Source organism: Campylobacter sp. RM19072 (genome assembly GCF_024723485.1).
In the GTDB taxonomy this organism is placed as follows: Bacteria; Campylobacterota; Campylobacteria; order Campylobacterales; family Campylobacteraceae; genus Campylobacter; species Campylobacter porcelli.
On record NZ_JANQCU010000001.1, the window covers coordinates 337,098 to 355,561 of the forward strand.

The 18,464-nt window shown below is 34.2% G+C and carries 17 protein-coding genes; 4 read left to right on the plus strand and 13 right to left on the minus strand.

All coding sequences use genetic code 11. From position 1 onward, the window contains the following. Positions 1-164 precede the first annotated feature (164 nt). A complete protein-coding gene (locus tag CSUIS19072_RS01745) occupies positions 165-524 on the plus strand; it encodes a histidine triad nucleotide-binding protein (RefSeq protein WP_086236846.1) in 360 nt (119 codons plus the stop codon). Position 525: 1 nt separating this feature from the next. Here CSUIS19072_RS01745 and CSUIS19072_RS01750 read toward each other — a convergent pair whose 3' ends face one another. From CSUIS19072_RS01750 to purD, 6 genes are read right to left on the minus strand one after another with little or no spacing between them, the layout of a single operon-like run. Continuing rightward, entirely contained in the window at positions 526-1,362 is an 837-nt protein-coding gene (locus tag CSUIS19072_RS01750) for a universal stress protein (RefSeq protein WP_086236847.1), read from the minus strand. 11 nt (positions 1,363-1,373) lie between these two features. Then, entirely contained in the window at positions 1,374-3,554 is a 2,181-nt protein-coding gene (locus CSUIS19072_RS01755; RefSeq protein WP_086292501.1) for a polyribonucleotide nucleotidyltransferase, read from the minus strand. Continuing rightward, complete coding sequence (locus CSUIS19072_RS01760; RefSeq protein ID WP_086292499.1) at positions 3,555-4,250, minus strand: phosphoribosyltransferase family protein; 696 nt, start codon at positions 4,248-4,250, stop codon at positions 3,555-3,557. Next, positions 4,247-6,430 carry an LPS-assembly protein LptD gene (locus CSUIS19072_RS01765; protein ID WP_086292497.1) on the minus strand — a complete coding sequence of 728 codons (2,184 nt, stop codon included), beginning with the start codon at positions 6,428-6,430 and terminating at the stop codon, positions 4,247-4,249. Before CSUIS19072_RS01765 ends, CSUIS19072_RS01760 begins: the two co-directional genes overlap by 4 nt. Further along, positions 6,420-6,878, minus strand: coding sequence for an RDD family protein (locus CSUIS19072_RS01770; RefSeq protein WP_086292495.1), 459 nt, complete (start codon positions 6,876-6,878; stop codon positions 6,420-6,422). The genes CSUIS19072_RS01765 and CSUIS19072_RS01770 overlap by 11 nt, the downstream gene beginning before the upstream one ends. Then, a complete protein-coding gene (purD, locus tag CSUIS19072_RS01775; RefSeq protein WP_086292493.1) occupies positions 6,878-8,122 on the minus strand; it encodes a phosphoribosylamine--glycine ligase in 1,245 nt (414 codons plus the stop codon). Before purD ends, CSUIS19072_RS01770 begins: the two co-directional genes overlap by 1 nt. 335 nt (positions 8,123-8,457) lie before the next feature. Here purD and CSUIS19072_RS01780 point away from each other — a divergent pair, with 335 nt between their 5' ends. Genes CSUIS19072_RS01780 through CSUIS19072_RS01790 form a run of 3 tightly spaced genes read left to right on the plus strand, consistent with a single transcriptional unit; the run spans position 8,458 to position 10,713 of the window. Further along, on the plus strand, positions 8,458-8,940 hold the full coding sequence (locus CSUIS19072_RS01780; protein WP_086292491.1) for a GNAT family N-acetyltransferase: 483 nt from the start codon (positions 8,458-8,460) through the stop codon (positions 8,938-8,940). Between the two features lie 19 nt (positions 8,941-8,959). Next, positions 8,960-9,574, plus strand: coding sequence for a uracil-DNA glycosylase family protein (locus CSUIS19072_RS01785; RefSeq protein ID WP_192940213.1), 615 nt, complete (start codon positions 8,960-8,962; stop codon positions 9,572-9,574). Continuing rightward, the gene (locus tag CSUIS19072_RS01790) at positions 9,571-10,713 is read left to right on the plus strand and encodes a hypothetical protein (protein WP_086292487.1); all 1,143 of its coding nucleotides are present in this window, start codon (positions 9,571-9,573) and stop codon (positions 10,711-10,713) included. The genes CSUIS19072_RS01785 and CSUIS19072_RS01790 overlap by 4 nt, the downstream gene beginning before the upstream one ends. Positions 10,714-10,732: 19 nt before the next feature. Here the strand turns inward: CSUIS19072_RS01790 and CSUIS19072_RS01795 are convergent, their stop codons facing one another. Genes CSUIS19072_RS01795 through CSUIS19072_RS01825 form a run of 7 tightly spaced genes read right to left on the minus strand, consistent with a single transcriptional unit; the run spans position 10,733 to position 18,211 of the window. Then, the gene (locus CSUIS19072_RS01795; protein WP_086292485.1) at positions 10,733-11,137 is read right to left on the minus strand and encodes a YbgC/FadM family acyl-CoA thioesterase; all 405 of its coding nucleotides are present in this window, start codon (positions 11,135-11,137) and stop codon (positions 10,733-10,735) included. Further along, positions 11,137-11,610 (minus strand): DUF4149 domain-containing protein, encoded by a 474-nt coding sequence (locus CSUIS19072_RS01800; RefSeq protein WP_086236857.1) that lies wholly within the window; start codon positions 11,608-11,610, stop codon positions 11,137-11,139. The genes CSUIS19072_RS01795 and CSUIS19072_RS01800 overlap by 1 nt, the downstream gene beginning before the upstream one ends. Further along, positions 11,610-12,401, minus strand: coding sequence for a peptide chain release factor N(5)-glutamine methyltransferase (gene prmC / locus CSUIS19072_RS01805; RefSeq protein ID WP_086292483.1), 792 nt, complete (start codon positions 12,399-12,401; stop codon positions 11,610-11,612). The genes CSUIS19072_RS01800 and prmC overlap by 1 nt, the downstream gene beginning before the upstream one ends. Then, complete coding sequence (locus tag CSUIS19072_RS01810; protein WP_086292482.1) at positions 12,388-13,584, minus strand: M48 family metallopeptidase; 1,197 nt, start codon at positions 13,582-13,584, stop codon at positions 12,388-12,390. The genes prmC and CSUIS19072_RS01810 overlap by 14 nt, the downstream gene beginning before the upstream one ends. A gap of 5 nt (positions 13,585-13,589) precedes the next feature. Continuing rightward, complete coding sequence (locus CSUIS19072_RS01815; protein ID WP_086236860.1) at positions 13,590-14,969, minus strand: sodium-dependent transporter; 1,380 nt, start codon at positions 14,967-14,969, stop codon at positions 13,590-13,592. A gap of 9 nt (positions 14,970-14,978) precedes the next feature. Continuing rightward, positions 14,979-16,907, minus strand: a complete 1,929-nt coding sequence (gene abc-f, locus CSUIS19072_RS01820) for a ribosomal protection-like ABC-F family protein (protein WP_086292480.1) — start codon at positions 16,905-16,907, stop codon at positions 14,979-14,981. 8 nt (positions 16,908-16,915) lie between these two features. After that, positions 16,916-18,211 (minus strand): MFS transporter, encoded by a 1,296-nt coding sequence (locus tag CSUIS19072_RS01825; RefSeq protein WP_086292479.1) that lies wholly within the window; start codon positions 18,209-18,211, stop codon positions 16,916-16,918. Between the last annotated feature and the right edge of the window lie 253 nt (positions 18,212-18,464).

Here is an 18,464-nt window from a genome sequence, read left to right on the forward strand (position 1 = left end):
ATTGATACTGATAAGTTAAATTTATTAATCCATCTAATACTAAAATGAGTTATCATTTGAATATTTAAACAACTTTAATAAAAATAGAAAAATTATCAAAATTTATAAGGAATTATAAAAATTATCTGATATAATTATGAATAATTTCACATAGGAGTTTAACAATGTCTTGTATTTTTGATAAAATTGTAGCTGGTGAGATTCCATCAAATAAGGTCTTAGAAAATGATAAATTTCTAGCATTTCATGATATAAATCCTAAGGCGCCTGTGCATATCTTGATAATACCTAAAAAGCACTATGAAAATTTCCAAGAGATGGATCCAACTCTAATGGGAGAGATGACAAAATTTATCCAAGAAGTGGCAATAGCCATAGGCGTGGATAAAACTGGATACCGCCTAGTTACTAACTGCGGAGAAAATAGCGGTCAAGAGGTGCCACATCTACACTTCCATATGCTAGGTGGCACAATGCTTAAATGGACTGACAATCACCAACACGACCCAAAAAGTAGCTTCTAAGCTACATAAATACCGGCACTGGAGTATTTTCTAAAAAGTACTTCGTGCTACCACCTAAGAATATCTCTTTTACCCCATTTTCGCCATAACTACTAGCTATAACCATATCAAAATTGCCTTTTAATGTATTTTCTAGCAAGGCCTCACCTGGAATATTTGTAGTAGTTACCACCTCAAATGTAGCATTTACATCATGATACTCTAGATAGCTAAGAAGTCTGGTTTTAATATCCAAGACTGAATTATCATATTTTTTAGTTACAATTATATGAATATTTTTAGCTTTTTTTAATATACTCATTGAGTTTGTAAGACTTCTTGATATGCTTGTTGTGCCATTCCAGCCAATTAGTATATTATCCATACTAAATTTTTTCATTGAATTTGGCATTATAATTGCGTTTTTACCGCTATTTATCACAGCTGCGTCAAATGTCGATGTAGCCTCGCCTTTTATAGGACAAGCTGTAACGACTAAATCACAAAATTTAGCCTCATACTCATAAACACGACTTCTAATACCATTTTGTGTCTCAAAATTCGCACTTGCCACACTAGCGATATTGCCGATACTTATACCTAAATCATCGCAAACTCTTTTAAAAATTTGATAATTTTTATTTTTTTGTTCATTTAGCTCTGTGGCAAATGCACCCTTTAATGACTCAAACATATTACTTCTACTAATAGTCATATCTAAAATCGACTCAAAATCCATTTGCGAAGATAAAAAGTCTATATGAGCCTCAAATTTCTTAGCGATAAGCAAACCGCCATATATATCACTTTCTATCTCATCAGTGCGAATCAATGGACAAAATATCTTTTTAATATTCATAAACTCTCCTTTTAAACTAAATCTAATGAGATTTTACCAGACTTAATCTCGCTTACTTTTACCTTAAGACGCTCCCCTTCTTTGATTGGAGATTTGATTTTTGAGATATGTAAAAGCCCATCTACGCCATCTCTTAGTGAGATAAATGCACCAAATGTAGCTATCTTGATAATCTCTCCTTCAAATTCATCTCCTATTTTAAAGCTATCAATATTTTTGCTATCTTTTTTACCGCCTCTTGGTTTATGATCTTTTTGCGTAATTTGGATTATATACTCTTTTGCCGCTTCTACCTTGCCTTTTTGCGCCCCAGATACCTTAACTTCGCCTTTTTCTCTATCTAAATCAATGCTTACATCAAATTTCTCAATTATCTCTTTTATTGTCTTACCAGCTTGACCGATAATATCTACAATCTTTGATGGATCAACGCTAAATAGCTCTAGTTTTGGCAATATATCCTCATTTACCACTATATCATCATTTGCTTTTTGCATAATGTTTAAGATATGCTCTCTTGCCTCTTTAGCTTGTAAAAGTGCCTCTTTTAATACCTCTTGGCTAATTCCACCAAGTTTAATATCCATCTGAAGTGCCGTAATGCCATCTATGCTACCTGCTACTTTAAAATCCATATCCCCATCGTGGTCTTCTAATCCCATAATATCAGTTAATATCGCATATTTATCGCCTTCAAATACTAGCCCCATAGCCACTCCAGCTACTAATTTAGAGCTTTGTACTCCAGCGGCTCTAAGTGCTAAAGAGCCACCGCACACACTAGCCATAGAGCTTGAGCCATTACTTTCTAAAATTTCGCTAACAAGCCTAATAGAGTATGGACTATCTAGCTCCACGCTTGGATATAACGCCCTTTTGGCTAAATTTCCATGACCTAGCTCTCTGCGACCTGGAGCCTTAATGGCAGATGCTTCCCCTACGCTAAATCCAGGAAAATTATAATTAAACATAAATTTATCTGCTACAACGCCTTTTTCTGTTAGTAGCTCACTCATTTGAGCATCGCTATCAGTTCCCAAAGTCGCCACGACTAAAGCTTGAGTTTGCCCCCTTGTAAATAGACAGCTTCCGTGTGCGTTTGGCAATATATTTGTCTCAATGCTAATAGGTCTTACATCTCTTAAACCTCTACCATCAGCTCTTAAACCTTGATTTATTATCTGCTCTCTTACAATTTTTTTCTTATATTTACTTAAGATATTTAAGATAAGCTCCTTGTCCCAAGACTCGCTTATAGCAGTATCGCTAGAGGCTATTTGACTAGCAATTTGATTTAACTGACTAGCTCGCTCACTTTTTGCCATCTGATTTATAGCATTTTTGACCTCATCTTTATAAAATTCATCTACATAAATGGCAATATCTCTATTTTCTATCTCGCTTTTATACTCTAGCTGCGCTGGTGCTTTCTTATACTCTCTAAAGGCCTCTTCGTAAGCATTAGAGCCATTTAGTATAGCTATATTAGCAAATTTAATCGCTTCAAGTATCTTATTTTCATCAAATTCATTCATAGATTGCTTTTGAATAAAATCACTACAAAGCCCCATATCCATCACTGGATCTATAATCATCATAGGTGCCATATCGTTTGAGATGTTTGGCAAGCTTCTCATCTCTATCATCAAAAGCTCATCTTTAACACCAGCTACATATAGATCAAGGGTGGATTTTTTAAGCTCAGAGTTGCTAGGATTTAAAATAAACTCACCATCAATATGCCCAACTCTAACCCCACACACAGGACGCTCAACTGGAATATCGCTTAAATATAGTGCCACGCTTGCAGCATTTAATCCAATAACTTGTAAATCCACCTCTGGATCAGCACTCAATACCATCACTACTATTTGCGTAGGATAAGCATAGCCCTTAGGAAATAGCGGACGAAGGCTTCTATCAATTATGCGACTTGTAAGGGTCTCAAAGTCACCTGGCTTTGTCTCACGCTTAACATATCCGCCTGGAATTCTCCCAGCTGCGTATTGCTTTTCTATATATTGGACAGTTAAGGGTAAAAAATCTTCTTCAACTTGTGTATCTTCTCTTGCTACTGTAGCTAATACTACACTATTTTTTACTCTTAAAAGCACCGCTCCACTAGCTTGTTTAGCGACCTTGTTTAGATCGAAAATTTGAATTTGATTATTTACCTCTATACTGCACTGCATCTATATCTCCTTTGATTTTTGTATTTTTTGTAATGGTAGATAGTGTGGGCTATCTTCTAAAATAGACATAACAGAATCCACCGCCACCCTATCACTATAATAAAAATCCACATCCACAAAATTACTTATCTTCTTAGCATAATATAAGCTATCAACTAAGGTATTAAAATATGATAGTATATCAGAAGCGATTAATGGTGTGCCATACACTATGGATTTGACGCCTAAATTTATTAGTGATTTTATACACACTAAAGCTGTAATCCCTGTTTGACATCCTAAATCAACTAATAATATATTTCTACCTTGAAGATTTTCTAATAACTTGCCTTTGCGATATTTATAAACATTTTTTAAAATTTTCTCTTCATATTTACGATGAGCCTCTCCATATATAAAATCCAAGCTTATATCAAATGCATTAACTAACTCACTATTATAGACAATCTCCTCAATCTCACTTACTATAGCAATCTCGCATTCAGGGTTATTTGGAGCGTATAATCTCTCACTAAAAAGCAATTCATAGCTAAGCTCAAGTCTATTAGCCAACTCATCAGCTAGCACTACACTATCTAAAGATGAGCAAACTATAACAAAATTTCCATCCATAAGCTCTTTTTGCGGCAGCGCCTCTAATAGCTTATTAGCAGCATCTAGCTCATTTTGAAATTTAAGTTCATTTGGATTTATCAATTTATCGCCTTACTATCTTGTTCTATAGAGAAATCATATTTAAACTCACCCAATGGATAGAAACTAAAATATAGATATACTCCTTGGCTCTTTTTAGACTCTATACCAGCACTTGTGTTTTTTGGCTCAATATCTTCTTTATATATTAAACTATAATCCCAGCACTTTCTCTTATAGTGAATTCCGCTTTGCCACATCTTAGTATAATCTCTTTGTAAATCATAATCCACCCCGGCAAATAGCTCATAATTATATGGCAATTTAAAATTTGCACTACCGCTTATATAGCTCTCTTTATCATATGCATCTCCATCATAGTAGTTTTTATCATATGTATGCCATACTCTTGTTGCGATTTTGCTACCATTATATGAGATGCCTGTTTGGATTTTTGAAAGATCATTATCAATATGAGAATACTCTATTTTATTGGCAAAATCAAAATTTCCATAGTATAAATTAAATCTATTCTCCAAGCTCTCCATATCACTATCATCAAAGTTATAGCTCTGTTTTATACTATGCCTTATTAGCTTTTGTCCCATTGAATCATAAAAAAACTGCGAACCTTCAAATGCCAGTCGCTCGATTGTATATTTATTTGAAATTCTATCTATAAAATTATCTTCAAAAAGCGATAAATTGCTAGCATTATACGCCATTCCATCTTGGATTAAATAGTATTTTAAAAGCTTTTCATTAGTATCGCCATCATTATATCCAGGTTTAATATAATCAAATTTAAAATTTAAAGTGTGGTAAAAACTGCTAAAAGCTCTAGCTATATCACTTTCTAGTAAAATTCTGTGATAATGGTTGATTATATCATCGCTATTATTAGTATAAAAATCAGTGCCATTATAGTATTTAGCACGATTATAATCTATATGTGAAGCATATAGATTCTGGCTTAAATATAAATTCGCATAATCATCAAATATCCCAAACTGCAATCCAAGCGGAATATCTATCTCATATTGATTAGCACTAGCTCCAATCTTTCTTGTGTAATTATGATATTTAAAATCAAATGAATAGGTCAAATTTGGAACTATAAATGTATCAAAAAAGCTATGATATTGGATTCTTGGCAACTCTTGCAAGGTATCATCATTACCATATTTAGTGCCGATTTTTGCTGTATCTATATAATATTTTGCATAAGTTCCTAAATATTGATTATCAGTAGTAATAAAGTAGTTTAACTTAGATTGGACTAAAGAGTCATAATTGCCCCCATTTCGACCTCGCAAATTTAAATAATCAATATCATTTAAATTTACAAACTCCAGCCACAACCCTTCTTTAAAATCGCCATCTATCAAATACCCAACAAGCTTATCCCTATCATATCCTACCTCTATACCAGAGTGCTGTTTGTTTTTTAAATTCTCTTTTTGTTTATACTCACTTCTTTCTTCAAATACACCACCACGGATATATCCACTAGAGTATGGCGAGTCAGCAAATCTAAATGTAGAGTATAGCCCAACACCTCTATTTGTGCGGATCTGCGGATCAAATTCTAAATCCCACTCATTATACTCAGCTATATAAAATGGCTGTAAATATACCAGCCCTTCATCTTTGCTATATGATAGTTGCGGGGTTAAAAGCCCTGTTCTTCTAGTCTTATCAGTGCTAAAACCAAAATATGGAAGATACATAACTGGGGTATTTTTGACATAAAATACTGGATTGTAAAGGTGTAAGAATTTACTCTGTTTATTTAACTCTCCTTTGCTAAATCCTATATGCCAATCTGGATCGCTAACATTACAACTTGAGACTATAGAATTCTTTACACTTACCATCTCATCGCTATTACAACTTTGAGTACCTTGTAGCCAAATCTCCTTCTTTTTATCCATTATAAAGCTATTTTCAAAGATCATTTCATTAGTGCTTAGATCTATCCTAGCATACTCAGCCCTACTAGTCTCATACTCTCCACGCATTAGGCTAACATTGCCAAATAGCTCAATAATTTTATTTTTTTGATCATACTTTGCACTACTAGCACTAGCTAAATAGTTTTGCGAATATAATAAAACATTACCATTAGCAGTGATTATATCTCCATCTTTTTGGACATCACTAGCTAGAAATTCGACATTTTCTACATTGCCTAAAAGCTTATTAAATAAAAGCCCAACAAAAGCTAGTGATCTAATACGCATTACAAACCACGGTTTTGGCTAACTTATCTTGCCAAGTTTGACGCTGAGAATTTCCAAATGCCCATAAAAATCCGATATAAAACAGAGTTTCGCTAAGTATCCTAACACAAGCTCTAATAAAGCTACTACTAAGGCTTGGGCGAGATAACATAATGGTATCTATACAGACTATTTTACACAGCATTTTACCTGGAGTAGCAGCGTAATACCATATAAAAAATGTATGATAAACCACCTTCATAAGCGCAATTTGCCAAAATAACCCAGATATAGCGTTTAATGTCGCCTCAACCCCAACATCACTAGCCCTGGCGATAAAATCCCAATAAACTAGCATAAATAGCACAGATATGATAATATCATCAATAGCATACGCTAAAACACGCCTATTTATACTAGCGATGGTGATATTTTCCCTATATAATCTCTCTTCTAAACTCTCTTTCATCAAAGTGCCTGATACCCTATATCGTTGCGGTATTGCATACCATCAAATTTAATATTTTTAGCTAACTCATAAGCTCTATCTCTAGCCTCTTTTACACTTTTACCCTTACCAACAGCTACTAATACCCTACCGCCAGTAGCATACAGCTCATCACCAACTAGCGATACTCCAGCATATGCGATATGAGAATGGGGTGGTATATTCTCCACTGCTATTTTGGCTGCTGGACTACTTTTATAAGGGTAATCCTTACTAGCTAGCACCACTCCTACAGCATATCCATCATCAAGATCAAATTTATTTAATCTCCCAAGCGCCGCACCACGCAATATCTCACCTAGTTCGCCTTTGATAAGTGGCATTAAAACCTCGCACTCAGGATCGCCAAATCTTACATTAAATTCAAGCACATAAGGCACACCATTTACCACCATCAATCCTACAAACAAAACCCCACAAAATGGAGCATTCTCATCTTGCATTCCTTTAAGAGTTGGCTCTATAATCTCTTTTTGAACTCGTTTTATCAAATTTTCATCAGCCAAAGGACTTGGAGCATAAGCACCCATTCCACCGGTATTTGGCCCTTTATCGCCATCTAATAATCTTTTATGATCTTGTGCTACTGGTAAGGATACGAAGTTGCTACCATCGCAAATGGCAAAAAAGCTTAGCTCAAATCCATCTAAAAATTCCTCTATCACAACCCTACTTCCAGCCTCGCCAAAGCTCTTTCCGCTTAGCATATCCTTTGCTGCGTCTTTAGCCTCGCTCTTGCTTTTAGCAATTATAACGCCCTTCCCAGCACACAAACCATCAGCTTTTACAACGACTATATCACCTAAGGTATCTATAAATTTAGCCGCCTCTTCATAATTATTAGTATTTATAAATTTAGCCGTTCTTATACCATTTTTAGCTAGAAATTCCTTCATATAAGCTTTTGAGCTCTCTAGCCTAGCAGCCGATTTCGTAGGGCCAAAAATATTTAGATTATTAGCCTTAAATATATCCACAACTCCGTCACTTAGGGCATTTTCAGGGCCAACTATAGTAAGCTCTATTTTATTTTCAAGTGCAAATTTAGCTAAATCATTAAAATCACTAATATCCACATTTTGCCCCAAATTCGCAGTTGCTCCATTGCCAGGAGCGAAATAAAGATTGTGTTTTTCGTTATCTTGAGTTAGTCTTAATCCTATGGCGTACTCTCTACCGCCACTTCCAATAACTAAAATATTCATAGATTTCCTAATTTAAATTAAAGTACCCAAATGGTCGGTGCATAGTAGAATCGGCCCTAATATAAAGCCAATCTTGCAAATAGGCAGCAGCTTTAGGTCGCAGCTTCTAAACCAGTTAAGCCTCAAACAAAGTCGCGTCACACCACTTCTGCACATCTTCGCCAATACTAATTTGTTGGACCTTCGTAAAAATGCTATCGAGCCATCCAGGCGAAGAAATTATATAAAAATTTGACTTAAAATTTAGCACTATTATTAGCTTTTAAAATATTTTTTTCAAATTCAGCTCCAAATTGCTATAATCTTGTTTTTAATTTTAAATTTAAAGGTAAAAAATGTATCAAATAAGAGCAGCCTCAAAAGATGATATAAATGAGATAATTACCCTTGTAAAAGAGCTAGCTGAGTATGAAAAAATGAGCGATAGAGTTAAATTTAATGATACTCAATTTGCCTCTTGTATATTTGAGAAAAATTATGCCAAAATCCTAGTTTGCCAAAATGAAAGCCAAATTATAGGATATGCTATATATTTTTACACATTTTCAAGCTTTTTAGGTCGTGGTGGGATATATCTTGAGGATTTATATGTCAAATCCCAATACCGCAATCAAGGTATCGGCAAGAGATTTTTAGCCAAACTTGCTCAAATTTGCATAGATGAGAATTTGGGTCGCCTTGAGTGGGAGTGCTTAACTTGGAATGAGCCAAGCCTAGCGTTTTACCACAAAATTGGCGCAAAAAATAGAGATGAGTTTTTTCATCTTAGGGTAGATGGCAAAGAGCTTGAGAATTTAGCAAATTTTATTAAAGATTAAATCGCTTTTTGGTAGTATGATGGATAAAAATTGTAGTATTTATGAGCTTGAGATACTCCGTGCTATGGGATTTAAATTTCTTAACCAATCCCCAAATATAAAAAGTAATGAGTTTAACTCGCTTAAAATGCTAAATTTACAGATAAAAAGCTGCAATCTATGCCAACTATGCAAAAGTAGAAATAAAGCAGTAGTTGGTAGTGGTAATAGCGGTGGTGGCGTGGTTTTTGTCTTTGAAAGTCCAGATATAAAAAGCGATAAAAGTGGAATTTGTACCCCTGATGCTTCGCTGATGAGATATTTAAAAATGGCTGATATTGATATTGATGGCTTTTATTTTACATATATTTTAAAGTGTATCAATAAAACTTCTGAGCTAAAATATATGGATATATGCTTAAAGTTTTTTGAATTAGAATTTGAGATTTTATCGCCTAAATTTATAGTTAGCTTTGGGGAAAATTGCTTTAAATATCTAGCGAAAAATAGCTCATTTGATAGCCATAGAGGTGGCGTATATCAGCTAAAAAACTCGCTATATATGCCTACTTTTGATAGTAATTGGGTGGATAAAAATCCTAGTAAAGCTGATGAATTTATAGCGGATTTAAAAAAAATTAAAGGATATATATGAGAAATTTAATTATAACTTTTTTTATTATTTGTATGATTTTTACTCAATCAAATGGGCAAAATAGATGCGATAAAGAGTGTTTAAAAGAGCTTAGCAATGGAATGGATTTTATCCAATTTATATATAATCCACTTACTCTTAAAGAGCCGATTAAGGGCTATTATGCTGATATTAAAAAGCTTTTAAATATTCCTGAAATTGAGATTGGACGCAAAGATATTAAAGTTGCCCTAATCATACCTCAAGATGTGATAAAAAGCTACTCTGTTGTGGTTAGTGATTCTGTTTTTAGCTATATTTTTAAGCGAGATATTGGCTCTCATATTGAGATATTTTATAGCGGAGATGAGAGTAAAGATAGCCTAAATTTTACCATACAAAGAGCTAAAAATAGCGGATTTAAGCACTTTATAGCTCCACTCACTATAGATGGTATAGGGGTTATAAATAGCAGTGATTATGATGATTTAATCTTTTACATACCTACGGTAAATATCAAATCAATCCAAAATCCAAGCTCAAATATATTCTTTGGTGGGATTGACTACGAAGCACAAATTCAAAAGCTATTAACCAAATCAAATGGCAAAGTATCGGTATTTGGCGATGGGAGTAAGGTCGCTAATATGCTAAATGATATAGTGGCTAATAATACAGATAATCCATATATAAAAAATATCGAAGGTAACGATATAAAGCTAAATTTTTTAAAAGATAATTATAGGGTAAAAAATAGCTCAATCTTTCTAAATACCCCACTTATAAAAAGTGCTTTGCTTAGTTCGCAATTTAGAGTATTTGATCTAAATCCACATATACTTCTTTCTACGCAGCTTAATTACAATAGTGCTCTTATAAGCCTTACTCAAAGCAAAGATCGCCAAAATATCTATATAGCTAACTCCATAATGACCCCAGATAGTCAGCTAGAGACCCTTAGTGCTCTTTTAGGGCAAAAGCTTGCTTATGATTGGGTCGCTTACTCAACGATGATTGGAATGGATTTTATATATCTAAACTATATCAACAAAAATGCAAAAGCGATATTTAAAGAGAAATTACAAAATAATCAAGTCCAATATAAGATAGATATTATGCGTGCTGGTAATTATGGGTTTTACATAGATGAAGAGATATAATGGGTCTGATGACCCAAATTTAATCTTGATTTAACTTGCTAAAAACTTCAGCAAATTCTCCATCTAGCCTAGATAGCTTGCCATCACTAATAAATCCCACAGTGACATTCGCACAAAATATTAGCTCCCTTTGAATCTCGCCTTTGATATTAGCTACTTTATATATATCTTGCTCTAGGGTTAGGCTTACACCACCAATCTTTACAAGCTTAGTTTGTATATCTAAAATATCTCCTAAAACAGCTGGTTTTAAGTAGCGTGCTTCTAGCTTGGTAACTACGAAGTGGCGACTTTGGGTAAATTCAATCCCAGAGTTAAAAACTATCTCACTTCTAGCTCGTTCGCAAAATTTAATATAATTGCTATGATATACAATCCCGCCACTATCTGTATCTTCATAATAAACCCTAACTTTTAACCCCATTAGCTCTCCTTACGAGCTCTGATAAAAAATAATGCCACTTGAGCTAAAAGCATAGCTTTCATCACAATCTCACTAGCCTTATGCATACTAGCAAATTCCGCTGTAGCAGTCGCTTCGGCACCAATTTTTTGAGCTTGTAGAATATATGGAGTAAAGTAAAACACAAACGCCATAGCTAATAAAGATATGATAAGAGAGAGAAAAAACGCACTAATTTTATAATTAAAACTCTCGCTATTTTTCAAATTCACAATCTCAAAAAGCAAAAGCAAAGATGAGACAAAAATAAGCATAATATTATATTTTAAAAATACCTGAGTCATTAGCTGACCGCTTTGATAGTGGCTTAAGACGCCTTCGCCGATATATTGCGATGGATAGAATATCACAGGTGCCATAAAAATACCAATAGCAAGCTCAGCACCAATACAAATTCCAAGTAAAAATAGATAAAAACTTCTAAATTTAACCATTATTTTCCTTTATTATAAGCTACAAATCCACGATCCAAACCAGCCAAATCTCTATAAAATTCACTCTCAAAACCTAACATATCAAGATAATTTTTCATAGATTCTCTTTGGTCATAGCCCATCTCGCAAATAAGATATTTAGCTCTAAATTTAGCGATTTTAGCAATATCTTTTAATATCTCATCGCCTATATCTCCACCTATCAATGCGATTTTTGGCTCACTTAGCACCCATTTATCTAGCGGATAATTAGCTGCGATATATGGCGGATTGGAGATAATTATATCAAATTCTCCATCAATCTCATCAAGATAATTTGATAATACAAGCTCAACATTAGCTCCAAATTTCTCCTTATTAATCCTAGCAAACTCCAAAGCCTTGTGGCTAATATCAGTAGCAACTATACTAGCGTTTTTAAGCTCTAAAGCTAAAGATATGCTAATAACCCCACTACCAACGCCAATTTCAGCAATCTTTGGTGAGTTAAATTTCCTAGCTACTTCTATAGCTTTTTGAACTAAAATTTCGCTTTCAAATCTTGGGATTAATACCCCTTCCCCAACTACAAAATCTCGCCCCATAAACTCACATCGCCTAGTAATATACTCTAGCGGCTCACCATCTTTATATCTATTTAAAAGATGGATAAATTCGCTCTTTTTAAAAAGCTCATCATTTAAATGTAAAAATATCCACTCCCTACTTTGACCTAGATGAAACTCCATCAAACAATAGGCAAAATGGCTACCAAATTCTCTAGCTAAGCTTAGTCCATCACAAATTCTCAAGACGATTTAGCCTCTCATATAAGGTTGGATGTGAGTGATAAACCATACTATAAAGTGGGTGCGAAAGTGGAAACGCCTTATTCTCCTTACCAAGCTTTTTAAGTGCTAAAATCATACTATCTTTGCTTGTTTGTTTAGCACCAAACTCATCTGCACCAAACTCATGCGATCTAGAAAAAGTAGATATAACTGGCTCAACTATCACCATAAAAAGCGCAGAATATAGCAAGAAAAATATAAATAATCCACCACCACTTTCTTCAAGTCCCAAAGCGGTATAAAAACTAGCTGGAATATTACCAAAAATTGCAAATAATATAAAAAGGATTATACTCATCAATGCTATATTTTTAATTATATCCCTATGCTTAAAATGCCCTAGCTCATGCCCTAAAACGGCGATAATCTCATCTTTATCAAGCTTATTAATCAAAGTATCAAATAGCACAACTCTCTTTGTCGCTCCTAAGCCACCAAAATATGCATTCAAGCGGTTATCTCTCTTACTTGCATCCATGCTATACATGCCACTGCTTTTAAATCCGCAAGAGTTTAAAAGCTCATTTATAGCTAAATTTAAATCACTATTTTCTAGTGGCGTTATCTTATTAAATATCGGTGCTATTAGGGTTGGATATATCAAATTCACTATCAAAATCAATCCAAAACTAATCCCAAAAGCCCATATCCACCAGCTAGCCCCAAGCAGATCATAGCATAATAACAAAATCCAAGAAATAGCAAATCCAAATATCAAAATCATAACCAAACTCTTAATAAAATCTGTGATAAAAAGCCTAGCCGTGCTATTTGAAAAGCCAAATTTCTTATCCATTACAAAGGTGTTATATATCTCAAATGGCAAATTTAAAACCGCACCAATAGCTAAAAATAGCGTTACTAATAGAGCATCTCTAACCAAAATTGTCTCCACTCCACTAAGGGAATTTTGTAAAGCATTAGCTCCCCATACGCTCCATATCGCCACTATAATAAATGTGTAGATATTATGGATTATCTCAAATTTCTGCTTTGCTATCGCTACTTGTGCAGCACTTTGAAACTCACTAGCAGATAAGACCACAGGCTCTGTGCAACCACTTATAAATTTAATCTGCAAAATACTCAAAACTACCTTATAAGCAGTAAATAGAGCAAATAAAAAAATCAAAATTTCAAGCATTAAACTCACCTTAAAAAATTATCATAAAAACTACTAATAAATACAATTAAAATGATAAATGGAATTATAAATTTAACATAATAAAACCATATATCAACCACCCTTTTTGAACTCTTGGTGCCGTGCATTATCTCAGCCCTAGCCTCATCTTTTAACACCCAGCCGACAAATAACGCACAAAATAGCGATGTCAGCACAAAAAATATCGTAGCACTAATGGCATCATAAGCATCAAATATATTCTTGCCAAAAATCGTAATATCTGATAATATATTTGTAGCCATCAGTGATGGGATATTGCCAATTATAAAGATAGTAGCAAGAACTATGGCTATGGCATTGTGGCGTTTTATTTTAAATTTCTCTTCTAAAACCGTTATTATAACCTCATATATCGGTAAAGAAGTAGTAAGTGCTGCTATCATAAGCAAGCCAAAAAACGCAATAGCTATGATCTGACCAGCAAACATATTAGAAAATACAATTGGCAAACTCTTAAAAACTAAGCTTGGGCCACTATCTGGCGAAATTCCAAATGTAAATAGCGAAGGAAATATCATAAATCCAGCCACCACAGCAATTATAGTATTAATAACTCCTGTGATTATAGAGGTTTTGATGAGATCTTCATCTTTTCTTAAAAAGCTAGAAAGAGTAATCATAACCCCAAATCCAAGCGATAAAGCGAAAAATACCTGCCCCAAAACATCAATAAATAATCTCATACTAATCTTGCTAAAATCTGGCGTAAGATAAAATTTAATCCCATCAATCGCCCCTTCAAGCGTAATATTTCTAGCTACCATCGCTAACATTAATATAAATAGCAATGGCATTAGATATTTGGCTGCTTTTTCTATACCATCAACGGCGCCTTTGGCTAAAATAATATAGTTTATAAGGACAAAAATCGCCGTTGCAATGCTAATGGCAAGGGGTGAGTTTATGATATTTTCATCATAAAATTTAGCCGTAGTAGTAGCATTAATAGGCTGCGAAAGCTCAAATCCTCCGATAATTATATTATAAATATAATCAAGCACCCAGCCGCCAATAACCATATAATAAGCCATAATACCAAAGGCACCGCAAATTCCCATCCAACCTACAATTTTCCAAAGCGGATTTATCTTTTTGCCATTTGCATAACCACCAAAAGCATCTACAGAATTTATATGCAAACGCCTTCCTATGGCATTTTCAGCTAAGATCATTGGAATTCCAATTACAATCATCGCTATACAAAATATTAAAACATAAGCCCCACCGCCATTTTGCCCTACTAAATATGGAAAACGCCAAGTAGCACCAAAGCCGATAGTAGCACCAGCAACAGCTAAAATATAAGTAAGCCTAGAACTCCATGTCTGTCTATTTTCTATCATTGATATTCCTTAACTTTGAGAAAGCTCAAGCACCTCAAAATACTCATTCTCAAGCAAATTTAGCTCACCCTTTTTCTCTTCAAGCTCTTCAAATAGGGTTTGTAAGCCAACTTTTTGGTAAATTTCTGGAGTTGAAAGAGCGTGATTGAGCTCACTTATTCTACTCTCTAAGGCTTCTATTAGTGCTGGGTGATTTTGTAAAATTTGATTTTGTTTATAACTAAGCTTTATCTTTGATGCCTTTTGTTTCTCTTTGATTTCTATGCTTTGACCTAGCTCTCTTTCCATATCGCTTAGCTGGTTTAGCTCCTCTTCAATATCTAAATACTCACTATACTCCATATAAATTTGCTCTATTTTACCATTTTCATACGCCCAAAGTTTATTAGTGATCTTATCTATAAAATACCTATCATGGCTTACTATCAATATCGCACCTTCAAAGCTAAGCAAATACTCCTCTAAAATATTAATAGTAGCAATATCAAGGTCATTTGTAGGCTCATCTAAGATTAAGCAATCATACTCTTTGGTAAATAATAGAGCTAGGGCTAAACGATTCTTCTCTCCCCCGCTTAGAGTGCCAACTGGCTTATCTAAAAACTCTTTTGGAAATAAAAAATTCTTTAAATATCCATACACATGGTAGTTACGACCCCTTACCATTATGTGATCTCCACCATTTGGACAAAATAGCTCAATTAGGGATTTATCATCGCTAATATTTTTTCTATGCTGGTCAAAATAGCCTATTTTGATCTCGCCACGATTGATTGTGCCACTATCTGCTTCTAACTCACCTAGTAAAATTTTTAGCATGGTGGATTTGCCACTACCATTTCTACCGACGATTCCTATACGCTCACCTTGTAAAACCCTAGCATTAAAATCACTAAAAAGCAATTTATTATCTATAGTTTTGGATAAATTTTTACACTCAAATAGCATTTTTTTGCGATTTTGGTTTAATCCACCGCCATTAAAGCTCTTACTAGCCCTTTCTAATTCTAGTTTAACTCTGCGTATTAATCCTGGATTTTTCTTAGCCTCTTGGCGCATAGCTAGGATTCTTTGCTTTCTTCCTTCATTTCGTTTTAACCTAGCTTTTACTCCACGCCTTAGCCACTCTTCTTCGCTTTTTAAATTTTTTATTAATGTCTCGTGAGATTTAGCCAAGCTTCTTAAAATTTCCTCTTTTTTGGTTAGGTAATTAGCATATCCGCCCTCAAAACTCCTTAATAAACCATCTTCTATCTCTACAGAGCGAGTAGCTAATCTATCGATAAAATATCTATCGTGGCTTATAAATACAATAGTTTGGTTTGAGGCTAAAAGTAGCTCTTCAAGAAATCTTACCATATAGACATCAAGATGGTTTGTAGGCTCATCAAGCAATAATACATCAGGCTTTTTAAGGATTAAAGCACCCAAGGCAACTCTGCGAATTTCCCCACCACTTAGGCTATTTACCAGCCTATCTTCATACTCTCTAAGACCAAAACTATCTAAAATTCTATCAATCTTATTTTCTATATTCCAACCATCTTTGGATTCTATAAATTTCACAAGCTCATCTTGGCGGTGAAGTAGCTCAGGATTATCATGCTCATCACTCATTTTAGCTAGGACTTTTTCATACTCATTTCTAGCATTAAATATATCTTTTAACTCTAGATTTAAAGCCTCTTTTACGCTTAGATTATCGTCAAATTTAGGGGCTTGAGCAAGCATCTCTATAGTGATGGAATTTTGTCTAATCACCCTACCGCTATCAATCTCACACTCCCCACGCAATATCTTCATAAGAGTGCTTTTACCGCCACCATTTTTCCCTATAATGGCAATTCTTTCTTTTTCATTTACACTAAAATTTGCCTCATTTAAGATAATCTTATCGCCAAATTTCTTACTAACTTCTATAAGATCGATGAGTGCCATATCAATTCCTATAAATTAATATCTTTTCGTGCAAACATAAACCATACACTACAAGCAACAGCCACAAAACCAAGAAGAATCATATAATACGCCAAATACATAGGATCAAATTTAAACACCATCGCAGTTGCAAAAGGTGTAGTAACGCCCCCAGCTATAGCATAAGCAATATTATACGAAAATGAAATTCCACTAAATCTAAGCTTATTAGGATATATAGCAATCATCAAAAATGGTGCACCACATGGCCCAACACAAGCTAGTAATCCACTAAGCAAGTATAAAACCAAAACTATCTCAAAACTCGCCCCACTATAAAGCGCATCAAAATAAGCATATACGCTAATTGAAAATAGCAAAGCTAACACTAAAGTACTATTTGCAATCCCATATTTATCACTTAACTTTCCATACACAAAACAGCCAAAACACAAAAGCACTATAGCAGCCATTTGCATATATATGGTAGTTAAACGGCCAAGCTCTACCCCGTTAGCACTAAATGCTTTTGGCATAAAATTTGGCATTAAGAGTATAAGCACCACGATACATCCAGTTAAAACCCAAGTTATAAACATAGAGACAATGCTATCAATTTTATGAAATTTAAATATAGATTTAATCGGGATATTATCTAGCTCATTTTTAGCTTGCATCTCTTTAAATACCGGCGTTTCGCTTAAATATCTTCTAAGGTATATAGATATAATCCCAAAAAATCCACCCAAAATAAATGGCAATCTCCACATTCCATCTTGAATTTCAGCATCACTCCAAATATTTTTAACAACCATAGTTACAAAACTACCTAGTAAAATTCCAGCTACTACTGCTGCTGTTAAAACGCTTATGCTAGTATATAGCTTCCCACGAGGTGCATGCTCACTTACAAATACCCAAGCACCAGGCAGCTCCCCACCAATAGCAACCCCTTGTAAAATTCTAATAATCACTAAAATTATAGGTGCTAAATATCCAATACTCTCAAATGTAGGCATTATACCTAATAAGAATGTAGGAATTACCATAAGTAAAATAGAGAGCATAAACATATTTTTACGGCCATTTTTATCCCCAAAATGTGCCATAATAATACCACCAAGCGGTCTAGCTAAATATCCAGCAGCAAAGGTGCCATAGGTATTAAAAATAGCCCAAAAAGGATCTAGATCAGCAGGGAAAAATAGTATAGATATATAAGAAGCAAAGAATACAAAAATGATAAAATCATAAAACTCAAGCATTCCACCAAGAGATGAAAGCCCTAAAATCCTAATATCTGATCTACTAAATGACCTAGCCATATTATCCCTTAAAGCAAAAAAAATAAGTCTAGCATTATACAAAAGCATTGCTAAAATTGAGTTTAATATAAATTTTAGACCGCATTTGTGATTATCTCAGCTTCTTTTGTGCGTAGTTGGTCATCATAACTAGCTATTTCTCTTATTACTGCGGCGTTTTTTTGTTTTTCGGTAGAAGTTTGAGCTTTTACAAGCTCCGTTCTTGCTTTGTTAAACTCAATTTCAGCATTTGAGAGTAGCTTTTGGCTATTAG

Coding starts and splice junctions, on each gene's coding strand:
- CSUIS19072_RS01745 (WP_086236846.1), top strand. CDS start 165: ATGTCTTGTATTTTTGATAAAATTGTAGCTGGTGAGATTCCATCAAAT.
- CSUIS19072_RS01750 (WP_086236847.1), bottom strand. CDS start 1,362: ATGAATATTAAAAAGATATTTTGTCCATTGATTCGCACTGATGAGATA.
- CSUIS19072_RS01755 (WP_086292501.1), bottom strand. CDS start 3,554: ATGCAGTGCAGTATAGAGGTAAATAATCAAATTCAAATTTTCGATCTA.
- CSUIS19072_RS01765 (WP_086292497.1), bottom strand. CDS start 6,430: ATGCGTATTAGATCACTAGCTTTTGTTGGGCTTTTATTTAATAAGCTT.
- CSUIS19072_RS01770 (WP_086292495.1), bottom strand. CDS start 6,878: ATGAAAGAGAGTTTAGAAGAGAGATTATATAGGGAAAATATCACCATC.
- purD (WP_086292493.1), bottom strand. CDS start 8,122: ATGAATATTTTAGTTATTGGAAGTGGCGGTAGAGAGTACGCCATAGGA.
- CSUIS19072_RS01780 (WP_086292491.1), top strand. CDS start 8,458: ATGTATCAAATAAGAGCAGCCTCAAAAGATGATATAAATGAGATAATT.
- CSUIS19072_RS01785 (WP_192940213.1), top strand. CDS start 8,960: ATGGATAAAAATTGTAGTATTTATGAGCTTGAGATACTCCGTGCTATG.
- CSUIS19072_RS01790 (WP_086292487.1), top strand. CDS start 9,571: ATGAGAAATTTAATTATAACTTTTTTTATTATTTGTATGATTTTTACT.
- CSUIS19072_RS01795 (WP_086292485.1), bottom strand. CDS start 11,137: ATGGGGTTAAAAGTTAGGGTTTATTATGAAGATACAGATAGTGGCGGG.
- CSUIS19072_RS01800 (WP_086236857.1), bottom strand. CDS start 11,610: ATGGTTAAATTTAGAAGTTTTTATCTATTTTTACTTGGAATTTGTATT.
- CSUIS19072_RS01810 (WP_086292482.1), bottom strand. CDS start 13,584: ATGCTTGAAATTTTGATTTTTTTATTTGCTCTATTTACTGCTTATAAG.
- CSUIS19072_RS01815 (WP_086236860.1), bottom strand. CDS start 14,969: ATGATAGAAAATAGACAGACATGGAGTTCTAGGCTTACTTATATTTTA.
- abc-f (WP_086292480.1), bottom strand. CDS start 16,907: ATGGCACTCATCGATCTTATAGAAGTTAGTAAGAAATTTGGCGATAAG.
- CSUIS19072_RS01825 (WP_086292479.1), bottom strand. CDS start 18,211: ATGGCTAGGTCATTTAGTAGATCAGATATTAGGATTTTAGGGCTTTCA.